Annotated in this window: 14 protein-coding genes; 9 read left to right on the top strand and 5 right to left on the bottom strand. The window is 41.2% G+C overall.

Features of this window, described 5'->3' with window-relative positions; all coding sequences use genetic code 11:
• Window positions 1-112 precede the first annotated feature (112 nt).
• A complete protein-coding gene (locus ACM0OY_RS24900) occupies window positions 113-919 on the top strand; it encodes an inositol monophosphatase family protein (RefSeq protein ID WP_414571505.1) in 807 nt (268 codons plus the stop codon).
• Between the two features lie 315 nt (window positions 920-1234).
• Window positions 1235-1777: a hypothetical protein gene (locus tag ACM0OY_RS24895; RefSeq protein WP_414571504.1), complete on the top strand. Its 543-nt coding sequence runs from the start codon at window positions 1235-1237 to the stop codon at window positions 1775-1777.
• A 219-nt stretch (window positions 1778-1996) separates the two neighbouring features.
• Here the strand turns inward: ACM0OY_RS24895 and ACM0OY_RS24890 are convergent, their stop codons facing one another.
• A complete protein-coding gene (locus tag ACM0OY_RS24890) occupies window positions 1997-2290 on the bottom strand; it encodes a hypothetical protein (RefSeq protein ID WP_414571503.1) in 294 nt (97 codons plus the stop codon).
• Window positions 2291-2550: 260 nt separating this feature from the next.
• On the opposite strand from ACM0OY_RS24890, the gene ACM0OY_RS24885 reads away from it, so the two are divergent.
• Window positions 2551-3504 (top strand): MDR/zinc-dependent alcohol dehydrogenase-like family protein, encoded by a 954-nt coding sequence (locus tag ACM0OY_RS24885; RefSeq protein ID WP_414571502.1) that lies wholly within the window; start codon window positions 2551-2553, stop codon window positions 3502-3504.
• Window positions 3505-3512: 8 nt separating this feature from the next.
• Here the strand turns inward: ACM0OY_RS24885 and ACM0OY_RS24880 are convergent, their stop codons facing one another.
• The 4 genes from ACM0OY_RS24880 to ACM0OY_RS24865 form a co-directional block, all read right to left on the bottom strand.
• Window positions 3513-3800, bottom strand: coding sequence for a hypothetical protein (locus ACM0OY_RS24880; protein WP_414571501.1), 288 nt, complete (start codon window positions 3798-3800; stop codon window positions 3513-3515).
• Between the two features lie 492 nt (window positions 3801-4292).
• The gene (gene chlG / locus ACM0OY_RS24875; RefSeq protein ID WP_414571500.1) at window positions 4293-5339 is read right to left on the bottom strand and encodes a chlorophyll synthase ChlG; all 1047 of its coding nucleotides are present in this window, start codon (window positions 5337-5339) and stop codon (window positions 4293-4295) included.
• 203 nt (window positions 5340-5542) lie between these two features.
• Window positions 5543-6643, bottom strand: a complete 1101-nt coding sequence (locus tag ACM0OY_RS24870) for an ArsA family ATPase (RefSeq protein WP_414571499.1) — start codon at window positions 6641-6643, stop codon at window positions 5543-5545.
• Window positions 6644-6761: 118 nt separating this feature from the next.
• Window positions 6762-6953 (bottom strand): DUF2862 domain-containing protein, encoded by a 192-nt coding sequence (locus ACM0OY_RS24865; RefSeq protein WP_414571498.1) that lies wholly within the window; start codon window positions 6951-6953, stop codon window positions 6762-6764.
• Between the two features lie 208 nt (window positions 6954-7161).
• On the opposite strand from ACM0OY_RS24865, the gene ACM0OY_RS24860 reads away from it, so the two are divergent.
• From ACM0OY_RS24860 to ACM0OY_RS24835, 6 genes are all read left to right on the top strand, one after another.
• A complete protein-coding gene (locus tag ACM0OY_RS24860) occupies window positions 7162-7911 on the top strand; it encodes a Uma2 family endonuclease (protein WP_414571497.1) in 750 nt (249 codons plus the stop codon).
• A gap of 18 nt (window positions 7912-7929) precedes the next feature.
• A complete protein-coding gene (locus ACM0OY_RS24855; RefSeq protein WP_414571496.1) occupies window positions 7930-8664 on the top strand; it encodes a Uma2 family endonuclease in 735 nt (244 codons plus the stop codon).
• A gap of 229 nt (window positions 8665-8893) precedes the next feature.
• Entirely contained in the window at window positions 8894-9739 is an 846-nt protein-coding gene (locus ACM0OY_RS24850) for an ABC transporter permease (protein ID WP_414571495.1), read from the top strand.
• A 155-nt stretch (window positions 9740-9894) separates the two neighbouring features.
• The gene (locus tag ACM0OY_RS24845; RefSeq protein WP_414571494.1) at window positions 9895-11241 is read left to right on the top strand and encodes an ABC transporter ATP-binding protein; all 1347 of its coding nucleotides are present in this window, start codon (window positions 9895-9897) and stop codon (window positions 11239-11241) included.
• A 31-nt stretch (window positions 11242-11272) separates the two neighbouring features.
• Window positions 11273-14362 carry a glycosyltransferase gene (locus ACM0OY_RS24840; RefSeq protein WP_414571493.1) on the top strand — a complete coding sequence of 1030 codons (3090 nt, stop codon included), beginning with the start codon at window positions 11273-11275 and terminating at the stop codon, window positions 14360-14362.
• Between the two features lie 321 nt (window positions 14363-14683).
• The gene (locus ACM0OY_RS24835; RefSeq protein ID WP_414571492.1) at window positions 14684-15460 is read left to right on the top strand and encodes a DUF1698 domain-containing protein; all 777 of its coding nucleotides are present in this window, start codon (window positions 14684-14686) and stop codon (window positions 15458-15460) included.
• Window positions 15461-15567: the final 107 nt, after the last annotated feature.

Genomic DNA, 15567 nt, shown 5'->3' with positions numbered 1-15567 from the left:
CTTTACCTTCCCCAGCAAGGATGCAAAAACCCTTTGCCTCTTTGCACGGCAGTCGCTCCTACGTGGAAACTAAAAAGACTGCGCTGCCTTGTCTTTGCGCGAGAATTAATCAATGAATGACTTTTGGACTACGGTTCTCGATTTTGCCCAAAGCACCACTACCAGAGTGGGCAACCAACTAATGCAAGATTTTGGGCAAGTACAGGCTTCGCAAAAAGCCGATGGTACTTTGGTGACGCGAGCTGATAAATGGGCAGATCAGGAAATTCGGGATGCGATCGCTTCTAATTTTTCTGGTTACGGTATCTTAACCGAAGAGAGCGATCGCTCTTTTCCCGGTACTGAGTGGTGCTGGGTAATTGACCCTCTCGATGGTACAACCAACTTCACACGCGGCATTCCCATCTGGTCAATTTCTCTGGGTTTACTGTATCAAGGCACTCCAATTTTTGGTTATGTTTACGCACCACCCTTAAACCAAGCTTTTCATGGTTTTTGGCCAGGTTCATCTGGGATAACCACACCAACTGGAGCATTTCTCAACCATCATCCCATCCACAGCAGTAGTGATAGTCCTAGCAACAATCACTTTTTTAACCTCTGTTCCCGCAGCACCGCAATTATTCGCAACGGTTTTCCCTGCAAAATTCGTATGTTGGGTGTGGCTAGCTATAACTTTTTGACAGTTGCTACAGGGGCGACTCTGGGCGGAATTGAGGCGACACCAAAAGTTTGGGATTTAGCAGGGGCTTGGGTAATTGTCCAGGCTGCTGGCGGCGTTTGGTCATCACTTAATTCTGAACCGTTTCCTTTATCAGCGGGAGAAGATTATACCGATCGCTCTTTTCCCACCCTTGTGGTTAGTCGCCCAGAATTGCTTCCGGTATTTGAACCTTTTCTCCAAGGCGTCAAAATTTAAAGGGTTAATTGGCTGCCTAGAAACAAAAATTTATTTGATCAAAAAGTTTTTTAGGCAGCATACTATACATAAAACTAAACGAAACCCTTGTTAAACAAGAGTTTCAGTATAATAAAAACTCCCATTGATCATTTGGCAAGCGACAGTAGCAGTATAAATGCTAATTTGCACTGTGTTGGGGCTTCCCTTACACTAGGTCACTGACTATAGCAGAGTGCAGAGTGCTAAGTACTGAGTATAAACTCAGTTGCTTGATTGCTCTCTGGCAATCAACACTGTCCTAACCTATGTGACTATAGCTATATATAAGACTTTATGTTGTCTAATCTAGATCTGATTCGAGAGTTTATCCAAAACTCTATCCACAAAAAAGACATTTTGTTGTCAAACCCTTCTTTAACAGCGCAAACAGTTTATAAAGCTAACCAACTGAGTGCCAAATCTGAAGGTGTGATTGCGATCGCACAAATATCTAACACACTATGTCAATTCTCGATTTCTCCAAACTCATCCCATTGGGAATTGATCAATCAGGCATTAGCAGAATATAGTTTTCTCCTCAAAGGAGAAATTGATAGTCGGGGTTTCTATCAGTATCAATACTGCGAAATTCCCAAAGGCTATGAGATGCAGTGTACTAAATGTGTGATGCTATGGCGATCTTGGTGGAAATATCGCAAGTATACCTCAAGACCAGGTATTCCCTTAGAACTTTTGATCAGGACACGAGATTCATGGTATCCAATTAGAGATTTAATTATTAGTGACGGACTTCTTTATATAAAAACGTTAGGAACCGAGATAGCACTTGACTCAAATGACCTAGTTACTTGGTTAAAAAAAATTGAAGTCAGTTAATGCAACCTTATAGGATTTTAGATTTTAAATTTTAGACTTCGGCTTACCTCGACTTCCTTCTCTACGAGAGGCTGCGCCAACGGCTACACTACTTCGGCTTGCTTCTCTACGAGACGCACTCGCGTTCGCTACTTCGGCTACGCTCAGCACAAGTCAGGACAAGCCGCTCAGCACAAGCCGCTCAATCGAACAATTTTGGATTGTGGATTATCTCTGTTTTCAGAAACAAAAGGAGTGGGAGAAGAAAGTATTTGTTTCATTTTTAGCGGTTGGTGCGTCGCCAGTGTAGTAATTTCTGAATGATAAACTAGCTTTTGTGACTCCGAAAGCAGCTTTTGCGACTTCAAAAGCAGCTTTTGCGACTTCAAAAGCAGCTTTTGCGACTTCAAAAGTAGCTTTTGCGACTTCAAAAGCAGCTTTTGCGACTTCAAAAGCAGCTTTTGCGACTTCAAAAGTAGCTTTTGCGACTCCGAAAGCAGCTTTTAACAATCCCTTATCACAATCGTTTTTCAAATCGGTATTACAAACCAGAAGCTTATTGCACTGCTGCTAGCTCTATATTTCATTCCGGAGAAGTTGTTATACTATATACCAATTAATCCGGCGTATATTACACCAATTTGAAAAAAGAATGCGACAGATACATACTCCCAAACCCTTGTTCTGTCTGGCTTTCTTAATTTTGAATTTTGTTAGCGCAGCTAAGCCGTGTCTGCGAGCGTCATTTTGAATTTTGAATTGGTATTACCTTTTTTATTACCCCTGAAACAGTAATGAAAGGACTCTGGCTCGAAAACAATCAATTGCAACTACGCACAGATATTCCCATTCCTGAACCGCCACCGGGAGAAGCTCTGGTACGCGTCTTGCGTGCGGGTATCTGTAACACTGACCTAGAATTACTCAGAGGCTACTATCCTTATACTGGTATTCTAGGTCATGAATTTGTTGGCGTTGTCGAACAAGGGCCAGAAAACCTAGTTAACCAACGTGTGGTTGGGGAAATCAACGCTGTTTGTGGCCATTGTCGTTTTTGTCGCAGCGGACAACCGACTCACTGCGAAAATCGAAGTGTTTTAGGTATTGTCAACCGTCACGGGGCCTTTGCTGATTATCTGTGTTTGCCAGTAGAGAACCTACATTTAGTACCTGATAATGTGCCAACGGAAGTAGCAACATTTACTGAACCTTTAGCAGCAGCTCTAGAAATTCAACAGCAAGTGCCATTACATGCAAACGATCGCGTGCTAGTGGTTGGAGACGGTAAACTAGGGCAGTTAGTAGCTCAGACACTAGCCCTAACTGGCTGTGAACTGTTGGTTGTAGGGCGTCATCAAGAGAAACTTGCCAACCTAGAGATACGGGGAATTAAAACAAGTCTTGCTAATGCCGTCATAGATCGATATTTTGATATTTCAGTAGAATGTACTGGCAATCCAGAAGGATTTGCGATCGCCCGTCGTGCTCTACGTCCTCGTGGTACATTAGTGCTTAAAAGTACCTATGCTGGCAACCTCAGCCTGGATGCTTCTTCTTTAGTGGTAGATGAAATCACCCTCATTGGCTCTCGTTGCGGCCCCTTTCCCCCAGCACTCCAGTTGCTAGCCACAAAACAAGTGGACGTACAACCCCTGATTCATGCCAGCTACTCCCTAATTGAAGGGCTTGCGGCTTTTGAACAAGCCCAAAGTCGCGGTGTTTTGAAGGTTTTGTTAGAAATTAATTAGTTGGGCGTCTAATACAGATAAGGATTCGTCTTCGGTTGATAGTCAGAACAATCAATCGCTTCTTCTGTATTAGCAATAGATGGGCGGACAGTGCATTTAAGACGGTAATTGTCAGTAAAATATTGGCAACCTGTACAGGGAATTTGATGCATTTGTTTGGCTGTAGCTACACTATCTCGCGCCGCCGCCCAAATATTCAAAATAGCCAGAATAATTACAGCCCAAGCAACTACAAAGCAAATCGGGACTAACAAAGGTTGAATTCCATGAATGAGGAAATAGATTACTTCTAGCACGGCATTTCCTGATACAACTTAGGAGTTAGAAGTATATTAACTCCTAACTCCTAATTCTTAACTTCTTACTATAGAAGTATAAGTTTATTAGTTGAGTGCTTAGAGGGCGCGGAGATAGCAATACGGTTTGGTTAACGTGTTTATTCCTCGAAGATCCCCCCAACCCCCCTTAAAAAGGCTTGCTCACAACCTTCTTTTACTGAATGGCACGCTTGTAAAGCTATTTTTTGGGGTGAGGCAGGAGGCAGAGGGCAGGAGGCAGAAGTTATGAAATCTTTGTGCTGCAAAACTTTCGGGTTTTTATTTTCTTTTCCTTCTGCCTCCTGCCTTATCTTCGTGCCATTCCTTCTTTTACTCCCTTTTTAAGGGGTCGCCGTAGGCGGGGGGATCTTAACCGAACCGTATTGGTGGAGATAGGGGGCAGGGGAGGCTGGGGGAGAAACAACCAATGCCCCATGCCCCATGCCCAATGCCTAACTCAGCGCTGTTTTGTTAAATGCCAGCATGGCCCAGTGCTAAACCAACAACTAGCATTCCCAGAACAAGGAACGGTTGGGCGCTGGCTTGGTACTTAACGTCATTAGCCACAGGATCGCGCAGGAAATAGATATTCTGCAAGATGATTTGCGGGATGATTAACAACAGAAGTATTCCTGCATACAAATTCTCATGGATGTAGAGGAGATAAGCTGCAATAAATCCTTGAAATACATCTATTGTGAGTACGCAAATCCAGGCGGCGGTGGTGATGCCAAACATGACGGGTAGTGAATTTAACCCTAGCTGGCGATCGCCTTCTACACTTTTGAAGTCGTTGACAATGGCAATTCCCAATCCAGCTAAGCTGTAGAACATTGTCAAAATCACGACTGTAGAATTGAGTTCACCAAACAAAGCGTGTCCTGTAGACCAAGGCAAAGTAATATAGCTTGCACCCAAAGCGTAGCTACCCAGCCAACCGTTTTGCTTGAGTTTCAGGGGAGGTGCAGAATAAATATAGGCGATGAAAGAACCGATAATAGCGATCGCTGTGATTGTCGGGAATTCATGACCAGCCCAGACATCGAGTAAAAATGACAAACCAATACCAGCAATTAGTAATACCCAAATCTGCGTAATTACTTGGGTTAGAGAAATTGCTCCAGAGGGAATGGGGCGATAAGGTTCATTGATGGCATCGATTTCGCGATCGTAGTAATCATTGAGGATTTGGGTGTAACCTGTCATCAATGGCCCAGCCAAGAACATACAGGCTGCTACCTTCAACACATTTTCTACCGTCCAGGTATAGTTACCGGAGGAAGCCGCACCACAGACTACGCCCCAAATTAAGGGAATCCAGGTGATGGGCTTCATCAGTTGCAAACGGATTTTCCAAATGGAAGTTTCTCCTGGTGATGCACCTTTCATTCCCAGCAATTGCCGAGTTTTGGCAGTGCGATCGCCAGCTACTATTGCTTCCTCGCTAGGATTATTCACCACTGAGTCTAATGCCTCAGCTGATTTGGAATCTGGAGTGATGGGAGTTAATTCTGACATAATTTTTACTTATTAATAGAGTAGGGCATTGGGCATTGGGGAGGCAGTGCGGTCTTGGGGTCTCCCCAAGTGGAGTAACTGCCGGCATTGGGCATTGGGCATGGTTTATTCTTCTTGTCCCTCTTGTCCCTCTTGTCTGCCACTCCCCCACTTACTATTCTTTATTCGCCATTTACTATGCCCCATGCCCCATGCCCCATTCCCTAAAACGAAATTATCAAATAATTATTCTGAAACTTTGCTCCAGCAATAGGTCTACCACTTAGAGCCGGGGGTAGGGAAATATTCCGCCGCTGGTCTCCTGCTTCTACCGTGACTTCTGGGCCATACTGGGTAAGTTTGACCTGTTTTTTGTCAAAGCCTGGTAAGAATAAGCGTACCTGACGATTGTGGATATCGATTTCAATTGGCTTGGGAGCCTGCGCTGCTTGGGCTTCAAAGTTAGGTAGGGCATCTATCAGTGGTTGCCAGTCTCCTGTTGGGGAGTCAGGAATAACGCTCACAGGTAGAGGTGTAAATTCCTCTGACAGCTTGATGTTTGTCTCGGAAGATACAAGGAGAACGCCACCGACAGTTAAACCGATTTGCTGAGCGCTACCCCACAAATAACGGGCACTTGCCACCTCAAGGGGGTCTTGTGTCGTCACCAAAAAAGCAGCAACGCGCTTGGGATCGGCAAGAGCCGCTCTGCCTTGGTCTAAGAAATTATTGACTTGGTTAGTAGGCTGGGCAAAGTTGTCTGCTGTCCAATTGACGTTGAAAAAGCTGCTAATCAGTGGTTGTATTAAGGGTGATTCCACAATTGTTTTGCCTAGGTCAGAGTTGACAAACAATTGCCTAAATCGCCGGACGTACCAACTCAGAGACTCTGGCAATCCCAGCATCCGCAGGGTTGAAGAGTCACCCGTGCCATCGTAGACGATCGCATCATATTTACCGCTGGCATCATATTCTCGGATAGCATTTAGGGCAAGGGCACTGTCCATCCCTGGCAGTGCTACCAATTCTTGACCAAAAACGTCTTTGAATATGGGGGTACGGAGGTATTGCGCCTCAAGTTTCTTTGCTTCTTCCCAGTTGCTCTCTAGTAGTACAGATACTTGAAACTGTACTACTTGCAAATTGGGTGCGATTTCCTGAGGTTCAGAACCAATGGGAGTACCCAGCAGTATTGGCAGTGCTGGTTCTGCTAGTCCTGCTAAAAGTACGCGCTTGCCTTGGCTTGCCAATAACTTGGCGGCGGCGATCGAAATTTTGGTACGAGCGATGCCGCCTTTGCCCAAAAATGTCAATATTAGAGCCATTACTTGATTTCCAATTACCGCCGGTGTTTTCAACTCCAACTTAGCATTCAATAAAGATTCTTAACCTGGGCTGTAAACTTCAGATTCAACAGAAAAATCCGGTTCTTAGTTACTTTTCCTAGACAGGTTTGATTTCATCTTCAAAAAACCAAGTCGAAGAATTATCTTCAAACTGCACCACGACACCGATTCCCATACCATCAGTGACTTTGTAGCCTTGGATAACACCCACTTGTCCTAGTTTTTTCGCAATGGGAGAAGAAACGCGATCGCGCAAACGATAGACTTTAACCTTTTGTCCGATTTCCATGCCTAATTACAATGCAATAAACCAAGTCTCAGTTTAGCGGAATCCGTGACTCACCTCTCATAAATTCAAAGAGAAGTGGGGAGTGGGGAGATGCGGTTCGGCTTCTCTGCCAGATGCACTCGCGTTCGCTCACCGACCGGGAGATGAGGGGAATGACCAATGACAAAAAGCTTAAAATTAAATCAACAACCAAACAGGTACAACGATAATGTTTGTCACAGCGCAAGAGCTAGAACAACAGATGCCCGATGCAACTCGGTTGTTAAGTGATGAGCCGGAAATGGAAACTTCATTACACTATATGCAGCTACTGCTGCTAGTAACTTCCCTTGAGTGGCTGTGGCGCGATCGCAATGATTTCTTTATTGGCGCGAATCTAACGATTTATTTTAGCCGCCAGCAGTTGCGAAATCGAGATTTTCGTGGGCCAGACTTTTTTTTGGTCAAAGACACTGAAAAGCGATCGCGCAATTCTTGGGTAGTCTGGGAGGAAGATGGTCGTTATCCAGATTTGATTATTGAATTACTTTCTGAAAGTACAGCTGATATTGACCGGAATTTGAAGAAGAATCTCTATGAAAATCGATTTCACACGCCAGAATATTTCTGGTTTTCGCCGGAGAATTTGGAATTTGTCGGTTTTGAATTGGTAGGCAACAAGTATCAAGAAATTACACCAAATGCGCGAGGATGGCGTTGGAGCGATGTGCTTGGGCTGTATTTAAGCGTAGAAGCAGGTAAACTGCGCTACTTTACATCCGATGGCGATTTAGTTCCAACGCCAGAGGAGGCTGCTATTGCAGCGCAAGAGATAGCCATTGCAGCACGACAACAGGCATCTCAAGCCCAGCAACAGGCATCTGAGGCACAATTCCGGTTGGAACAAGAACAGATACGATCGCAACGGTTGGCGGAACATTTGCGATCGTTAGGAGTAAATCCCGATAGCTTGAGTTAAGCAACAAAGGTAGCAGTCATGTATCAAACAGATCCTCCCCGTCCACCACAAGAAACCATGCCTACCATGTATGATTTACCCAGTGAATTAATAGGGGAATCAGGTTTGCCAGATGAATTTCACTGCATTCAGGCTGATTTGCTGACTGAGACTTGTCAACCTCAGACTTATGCATCTGAGGAAATTTTACTTGCTAGCGATTTGAATCTTTACTACGATCCCCGCCATACTTTATGGTACAAGCGTCCTGATTGGTATATGGTTCTAGGAGTACCTAGCGCTACTCAACAGCAAGACCTACGCTTAAGTTACGTCATCTGGCAAGAGGGAGTTGTGCCGTTTTTAGTTGTGGAATTACTCTCACCTGGTACAGAACAAGAAGACTTAGGAAAAACACTGCGTGAGGTAAACCAGCCCCCAAGCAAGTGGGAAGTATATGAACGCATTTTGCGGGTTCCCTACTATCTTATCTATGACCGCTATGAAAATCATTTGCGTGCCTTTCAACTTATAGGCACTCGCTACGAGGCAATATCTTTACCAGAGAACCGCCTTTGGTTCCAAGAATTAGAACTAGGATTGGGTCTGTGGCAAGGTTCTTATCAGCAGACAACAGGCTTGTGGTTGCGTTGGTACAATGCAGCAAGTTGGGTGCCGACATCAAAAGAAAAAGCCGAACAAGAACGCCAACGGGCTGATCGATTGGCAGAGTATTTGCGATCGCAGGGAATAAATCCAGATAGTTTAAGTTAAGCAAAAACTTGCCACTTGAAAAAAGCAGCGTTGCCGATAATATTTAGATGTGTGGTAAAAATACAGTTGGCAACAGCTGGTTTATTGTATAATCACCAAATTTGGATAAGATTTAGTAGTAACAATTTATTCTCCAAAAAAGACCAGCGTACTTTCATTGCTCTAAGGCTTTATGGAGAAGTATTAGGTGTGTAGGTAGTGAACGAGGAAGCAGGAATTGTTACAGACAATGCGAGGTTTTGTACGTAAAGCGGGAAAGCTGAGGCGCATACTGCCTGTAAATGAACAGTTCTGGGCAAAATTTAACTTGCTGAGAACTTTGGTTAGGCGAGATTTAGACGCGCGCTATAAAGGTTCTATTTTAGGCAATTTGTGGCCTTTACTAAATCAGCTATCACAATTACTGATTTACACCTATGTATTTTCGGTTGTGCTGAGAGTAAAGTTAACTCTGAAAAGTTTACCGGAAAGTAACTTAACCTTTGGTTTGTGGTTATTTGCGGGTTTAATTCCCTGGATTGCTTTTACAGGCGGTTTGATACAGTCTGCTAGTTCAGTAGTAGGACAGCCGAATTTAGTCAAAAAGGTTGTATTTCCCCTAACTTTGTTACCACTCGTGCCCATTTTATCTACGTTCATTGAGAGTTCCTTTGGTTTAATGGCATTGATTTTTTTTGTGGCAGCAATTTCTCATACTTTACATACCACCTTGGCGCTATTACCCTTGGTTTGGCTAACACAGTTATTACTAACGGCAGGATTGGGTTATTTAGTTGCAGGACTAACTGTGTTTTTGCGAGATATCCCGCAGACTTTAGGGATGATTTTAAATATTTGGTTTTACGCAACACCGCTTGTCTATCCAGCATCAGCAATTCCAGAGCAATGGCGCAGTTTGATATTCTGGTTAAATCCAATAGCAGCGATCGCTGAAGTTTATCGTGACATAGTTTTAGTTGGAGAAGTCAAACACTGGGGCGAGTGGGGAGTTTCCTCACTAATTGCAGTTTTAGTGTTTTTTGGGGGATTGTGGTGTTATCGCCGCCTGCGTCCAGCATTCGCCGATGTATTGTAAACTGACTGGCAGTTCAATAGGATAAAGTTACTTAGCTAGAGATACCAGCGTTGATTATGTAGTGACATCTGGCACAATGAGTGCGTAGGCATAGCCCGTCGTAGACATCGCATTTTAGCCTTAGTGTGTGGTTTTTGAGGATTGACAGCAAAAGTATGGGTGAAGAAATTGCTATTTCCCTTAAGAATGTCTCGAAGTGTTTCAAACGCTACAGCCGCCCTGTCGATAGGCTCAAAGAAGTTTTGCTACCCGGTAAGAGTAGAACAGATGAATTTTGGGCACTTCGGGATATCAACATTGAGATTCCCAAAGGGCAGACAGTTGGAGTAATTGGACGTAACGGTTCTGGAAAAAGTACATTGTTACAAATTATAGTGGGAACCCTCACCCCATCAACTGGTGATGTGCGAGTCAATGGTCGAATTTCTGCTTTATTAGAATTAGGAAGTGGTTTTAACCCAGAGTTTACAGGAAGGCAAAATGTCTTTTTTAACGGACGATTATTAGGATTGAGTCAAAAACAAATTGAAGACAGATTTGATGATATTGCTGCTTTTGCCGATATCGGCGATTTCATCGAGCAACCCGTTAAAACTTATTCTAGTGGTATGTATGTCCGCTTGGCATTTGCTGTTGCAGTCAATGTCGATCCAGAGATTTTAATTGTTGACGAAGCACTTGCTGTTGGAGATATTGTATTTCAACATCGTTGTATGCGGCAAATGCGTGCGATGATGGATTCTGGAGTAACAACATTATTTGTTTCCCACGATGCCGGCGCAATCAAAACATTGTGCAATTCAGCGATTATGATTCATGACGGAAAAATACATACGACAGGATTGCCAAATGCCGTTGTAATTGAATATTTAAAATTAGTTACAGAACTTGAATTAGGTTTAGCGCAAGAGGTTGAGGTTAACTCCCAACAGCAAGTAAATACCGTTATACATAAAGAAATACAGGCTTCAGATTATCCAAATTGTGATATTTCATCTCCAAGTTCAAGTTTCAGCAAGGCAACACGCAGAGGAAGTGGAAAAGCCCGAATCGAAAGCGTAAAAATCCTGAATCAATTAGGTGAATATGCCGGTGAAACTCCAATTTTTGCATTTAATGAAGAAGTAACATTAGTTGTGAATTTAAAAGTTTATTTTCTCCTAAAAAGTTGTATTGTAGGCTTTTATGTGTGCGATAAAAATGGTAACGAAGTAATTGGTAGTAATACTTTAGAAGAAAATATCAAAATAGGGAAATTAGAATCAGGAGAAGAAATAGAAATTAAGTTTAAATTTAATTTACCTCTTCGACCTAGTTCTTATAGCTTAACAGTTGCTGGCTCTGAAAGCTATGAAGCTCTTAGCTTTGACTGGATTGATAATATAATGGTTTTTCAAATTTTGCCCCCAGACACTGGAAAGCACATTCATGCTTTAGTCGCTCAACCGATGGTCGTTCAAGTAAACAAACAAGTTTTGCCAACAGTAGCAACACAAGTTTAATTAATATAAATATCACCAAGGTCTTATAATCATGGATAAAGATTGGTCAAAAGATTATCCCTCGGTTGAAAACATCATAGAAGAAGGTTTAGATGAAAACCACAGTTTAAGGAAAATGTTGAACCTCATTGGAGAGAATCAGCGAGTAGTAGACTTTGGGTGCGCGACTGGTTACTTTGCTAAGTTCCTGAATCAGAAAGGGTGTATTGTCACAGGAGTAGATATCAACCCAGATGCTGCCAAAGTTGCCGAACAGTACTGTAAAGAGGTAATAGTTGCCGACTTAGATTTTGTTTCGGTTACAGAAATATTACCTAGCCAGGAGTTTGATGTAGCAGTATTTGGAGATGTTTTGGAACATCTGCGAAACCCTTGGAAAATTTTGGAAGAAACCAAGCAGATATTAAAAAAAGATGGATATATAGTTGCTTCTATCCCAAATATTGCTCACGGTGCAATTCGTTTATCTTTACTACAAGGTAAATTTGAATATACAGAATTAGGGATTTTAGATAATACTCACCTGAGGTTTTTTACCAGAAAAACGGTTGAGGAGTTATTTGAAAGACCAGGATATTTAGTAAATATTATTGACCAAACCAAACTAGAAATTTTTTCACATAATTCTTTGATACCTCAGAATAATAGAGAACAATTCAACAGTGAGACTATTAAACAAATTGAAGAAGATAAAGATGCGGACACTTTACAGTTTATTATTCGGGCAGATCCTTGCACTATAGAAGCAGAATATGCTGCAATCAAGAAGCGCTCCTCTAAGATATTGGAAGAATCGGAGCAATTGCAATCTCAACTACAAGACACACAAGTAAAACTGGAACAAGCCCAAGCTCAAGTACAGGAAAATCAGCTTCAGTTGGAGGAATTGCAGTCTCAAGTAGAACACACACAAGCCGAATTAGAGCGATCGCAGTCTCAAGTAGAACACACACAAGCCGAATTAGAGCGATCGCAGTCTCAAGTAGAACACACACAAGCCGAATTAGAGCGATCGCAGTCTCAATTGCAAGATACTCAAGCTCAATTAGAGCGATCGCAGTCTCAATTGCAAGATACTCAAACTCAATTAGAGCGATCGCAGGGCACAATTATAGCGATGAATACTAGTAAATTTTGGCGGATGCGAAAAACATGGTTTAAATTTAGACATGCTGTGGGTTTACTGGACGATGAGAACTTGTTTGACAAAAGTTTATGGTTGAAATTCAGAGGCACTATAAGTTTAATAGACGAAGATAGTTCATTTCACATAACTTTTTTGTCAAAACTGAAAAACTTATGGTTTGTTTTCAGAACAAAGGGACTCCGTTACTGCTTGAACAAATTACGGGAAAAAATTTCTTCAAAATTAAAGTCTAATGATTCATCACTATCTACCATTGCACTACCAGATATTCCTCAAACTAATGATCTTAATTACCAGAAGTGGCTGAACCAAAACTACCCCACTCAGGTAGCCTTACAAAAGATGGTTGAAACGGCAAAATTATTAGCTTATAAGCCGACTATTAGTCTGATTATGCCTGTTTTCAATACTCCTGGGGGTTTTCTCCAAGCAGCTATTGAATCTGTATTGAATCAAGTTTATCCTTACTGGGAGTTATGTATTGCTGACGATTACTCTACAGATAATTATATTAGAGAAATTTTAGAGGACTACTCATCAAAAGATTCTCGGATAAAAGTTATTTTTAGAACTGAAAATGGTCATATTTCTCGTTGTTCTAACTCAGCGATAGAAATCGCAACAGGTGAATTTATTGCCTTACTAGATCACGATGATTTACTAACCCCAGATGCTTTGTATGAAACTGCTTTACTGCTCAATAAGCATCCAGAAGCAGATATGATTTATTCTGATGAAGATAAAATTGATGATAACGGTAAACTTCAAGATCCTTTCTTTAAACCAGATTGGTGTCCTGATTCTTTTTTGTCTCGGATGTATACCTGCCATTTAGGAGTCTATCGACGAGACTTAGTAAACGCTATTGGAGGTTTTAGGGTAGGGTATGAGGGAAGTCAAGACTATGATTTAGTTTTAAGATTAACGGAAAAAACTACAAAAATATTTCACATACCAAAAATATTATATCACTGGAGAATTCATCCCCAATCTGCGGCAAGTAAACCGGATCAAAAACCTTATGCTGTCATAGCAGCAGAGAAAGCATTAGTAGACGCCCTTGCTAGACGAGGAGAAGACGGGCAAGTTACACCGACTCGGAACTTTGCCGGTCATTACATTATTAGATACACAATAAAAGATTATCAACTTGTTAGCATTATCATCCCCACAAGAGATTTAGGCGATATTTTAGATCAATGCCTAACATCTATTTTTGAGAAGACAACTTACCCAAATTATGAAGTTATTCTCATAGATAACGGTAGTCAAGAAGAAAATACAGCTAATGTGATTTCTAAATGGGAACAAAAGGAATCCAGTAGGTTTCAATGCTACCGACTGGATATACCTTTTAACTATTCCCGGATTAATAATTATGCAGTTAATCAGGCTAAAGGAGATTATTTACTGTTTTTAAATAATGATATTGAAGTAATTACTCCTGACTGGATAGATGCAATGGTTGAACAAGCTCAAAGACCTTCTATTGGTGCTGTCGGAGCCTTGCTATTATATCCAGATAACACAATTCAACATGCTGGTGTAATTATGGGTATTGGAGGAGTTGCTGGTCATAGTCATAAATATTATCAAGCCGATTGTCCAGGATACTTCGCTCAAATCCTAACCGTAAATAATTATTCGGCTGTAACAGCAGCTTGTTTAATGTGTAGACGAGAAACTTTTGAAGCTATAGGAGGTTTTGAAGAGGAACTTGCAGTTGCATTTAATGATATTGACCTGTGTTTAAAGATTGTTGAGAAAGGTTACAGAAATATCTACTTACCACACGTCTTACTTTATCATCATGAATCTAAGAGCCGAGGTTATGAAGATACACCTGCAAAGCAAGCTAGATTTATTAAAGAAATAATGTATATGCAGAGTAAATGGAAAGAATTTATGGAACACGATCCTTGTTATAGTCCGAACTTAAGTAGGCAAGTTGAAGACTTTAGTATAAGCGTATAGATTTTTAAATTTAAGATTTTATTATCTTAGGAGTAATCTATATATGGCTTCGCTATTAGAAAATTTTCTCTATAGATTAAGGGATATAATAGATAAAAACGAACTACAACTTCAGGTAGAAACTTTGAAATTGAATTGCTTCAGAAAAATGGAATATAATTTATTGCTATTTTGAGAAAAGCTGCATAAAGGTTTTATCTACTATTAAATAAAGATTTAAAAATATCTGTAATATCAGATTACGCTATCAATGGTTGATATTAATCTTAAATCTGCTAAGTTGCTAACTTTATAAACATTAACAAAATCCTTAATAAAATTATGAGCATATTAGATCAATACATAAAGTCTGCGCCCAGTCCCCAAAACGCACTCGATATTTTTCAAAGTGAGTGGTCATCAAAATTACCTGCTCCACTAGCGGCTTTGAAAGCAGGTTCGATTCCATTGTTTGAAGATGCAAGGATTGATTGGGCCTGCACTAAACTAGGCGGGATTAAAGGTAAAACTGTGCTGGAGTTGGGACCATTGGAAGCAGGACATACTTATATGTTGGAGTGCTTAGAGGCAGCATCAATTTTATCAATAGAAGCTAATAGTCGTGCTTATTTAAAGTGTTTAATTATCAAAGAGATTTTAGAACTGAAAAAGACACGTTTTTTGTATGGCGACTTTGTAGAATATTTGCGAAACACTCAGAATAAATTTGATGTATGCATAGCTAGCGGTGTACTATATCATATGAAAAACCCAGCCGAATTGATTGGGCTAATAGCTAATTGTACAGATCAAATATTTATTTGGACGCATTATTATGACAAAAATATAATTTCAGCTAATCCTAACCTGAGACATAAATTTGTAGGTAGTTCTCAAACTAATTATGATGGCTTTAAGCACACTCTTTATCGTCAAGAATATGAAAAAGCCCTGGAATGGTCAGGTTTCTGTGGTGGTAATGCAAGCAATAGTTATTGGATGAGCCGCGATGATATACTAGCTTGCCTCAAATACTTTGGTTTGAAAAACATTGAAATTAGTTTTGATGCTCCAGACCATCCGAATGGACCGAGTTTTGCTTTAACGGCTGTTCGTTAGTATAAGTTTAAGTCGATCTGCTCTATGACCATCCTCCGGAAGCATCCCAGACATCCTCATCATCCAACCGGAAATATCGGTGAAGATCGCAGATTCTTAGCTGAATT

This window comes from Nostoc sp. CCY 9925 (assembly GCF_963920935.1).
Lineage (GTDB): Bacteria > Cyanobacteriota > Cyanobacteriia > Cyanobacteriales > Nostocaceae > Nostoc.
The sequence above is the reverse complement of the archived record's forward strand: the minus strand, read 5'-3'. Positions and strand labels throughout refer to the sequence as shown.

Bases quoted from the DNA above. Each gene is read 5' to 3' on its own strand.
- ACM0OY_RS24850 (WP_414571495.1), top strand. From the start codon at position 8,894: ATGCGAGGTTTTGTACGTAAAGCGGGAAAGCTGAGGCGCATACTGCCT.
- ACM0OY_RS24865 (WP_414571498.1), bottom strand. From the start codon at position 6,953: ATGGAAATCGGACAAAAGGTTAAAGTCTATCGTTTGCGCGATCGCGTT.
- ACM0OY_RS24855 (WP_414571496.1), top strand. From the start codon at position 7,930: ATGTATCAAACAGATCCTCCCCGTCCACCACAAGAAACCATGCCTACC.
- ACM0OY_RS24870 (WP_414571499.1), bottom strand. From the start codon at position 6,643: ATGGCTCTAATATTGACATTTTTGGGCAAAGGCGGCATCGCTCGTACC.
- ACM0OY_RS24895 (WP_414571504.1), top strand. From the start codon at position 1,235: ATGTTGTCTAATCTAGATCTGATTCGAGAGTTTATCCAAAACTCTATC.
- ACM0OY_RS24835 (WP_414571492.1), top strand. From the start codon at position 14,684: ATGAGCATATTAGATCAATACATAAAGTCTGCGCCCAGTCCCCAAAAC.
- ACM0OY_RS24885 (WP_414571502.1), top strand. From the start codon at position 2,551: ATGAAAGGACTCTGGCTCGAAAACAATCAATTGCAACTACGCACAGAT.
- ACM0OY_RS24845 (WP_414571494.1), top strand. From the start codon at position 9,895: ATGGGTGAAGAAATTGCTATTTCCCTTAAGAATGTCTCGAAGTGTTTC.
- ACM0OY_RS24900 (WP_414571505.1), top strand. From the start codon at position 113: ATGAATGACTTTTGGACTACGGTTCTCGATTTTGCCCAAAGCACCACT.
- chlG (WP_414571500.1), bottom strand. From the start codon at position 5,339: ATGTCAGAATTAACTCCCATCACTCCAGATTCCAAATCAGCTGAGGCA.
- ACM0OY_RS24860 (WP_414571497.1), top strand. From the start codon at position 7,162: ATGTTTGTCACAGCGCAAGAGCTAGAACAACAGATGCCCGATGCAACT.
- ACM0OY_RS24840 (WP_414571493.1), top strand. From the start codon at position 11,273: ATGGATAAAGATTGGTCAAAAGATTATCCCTCGGTTGAAAACATCATA.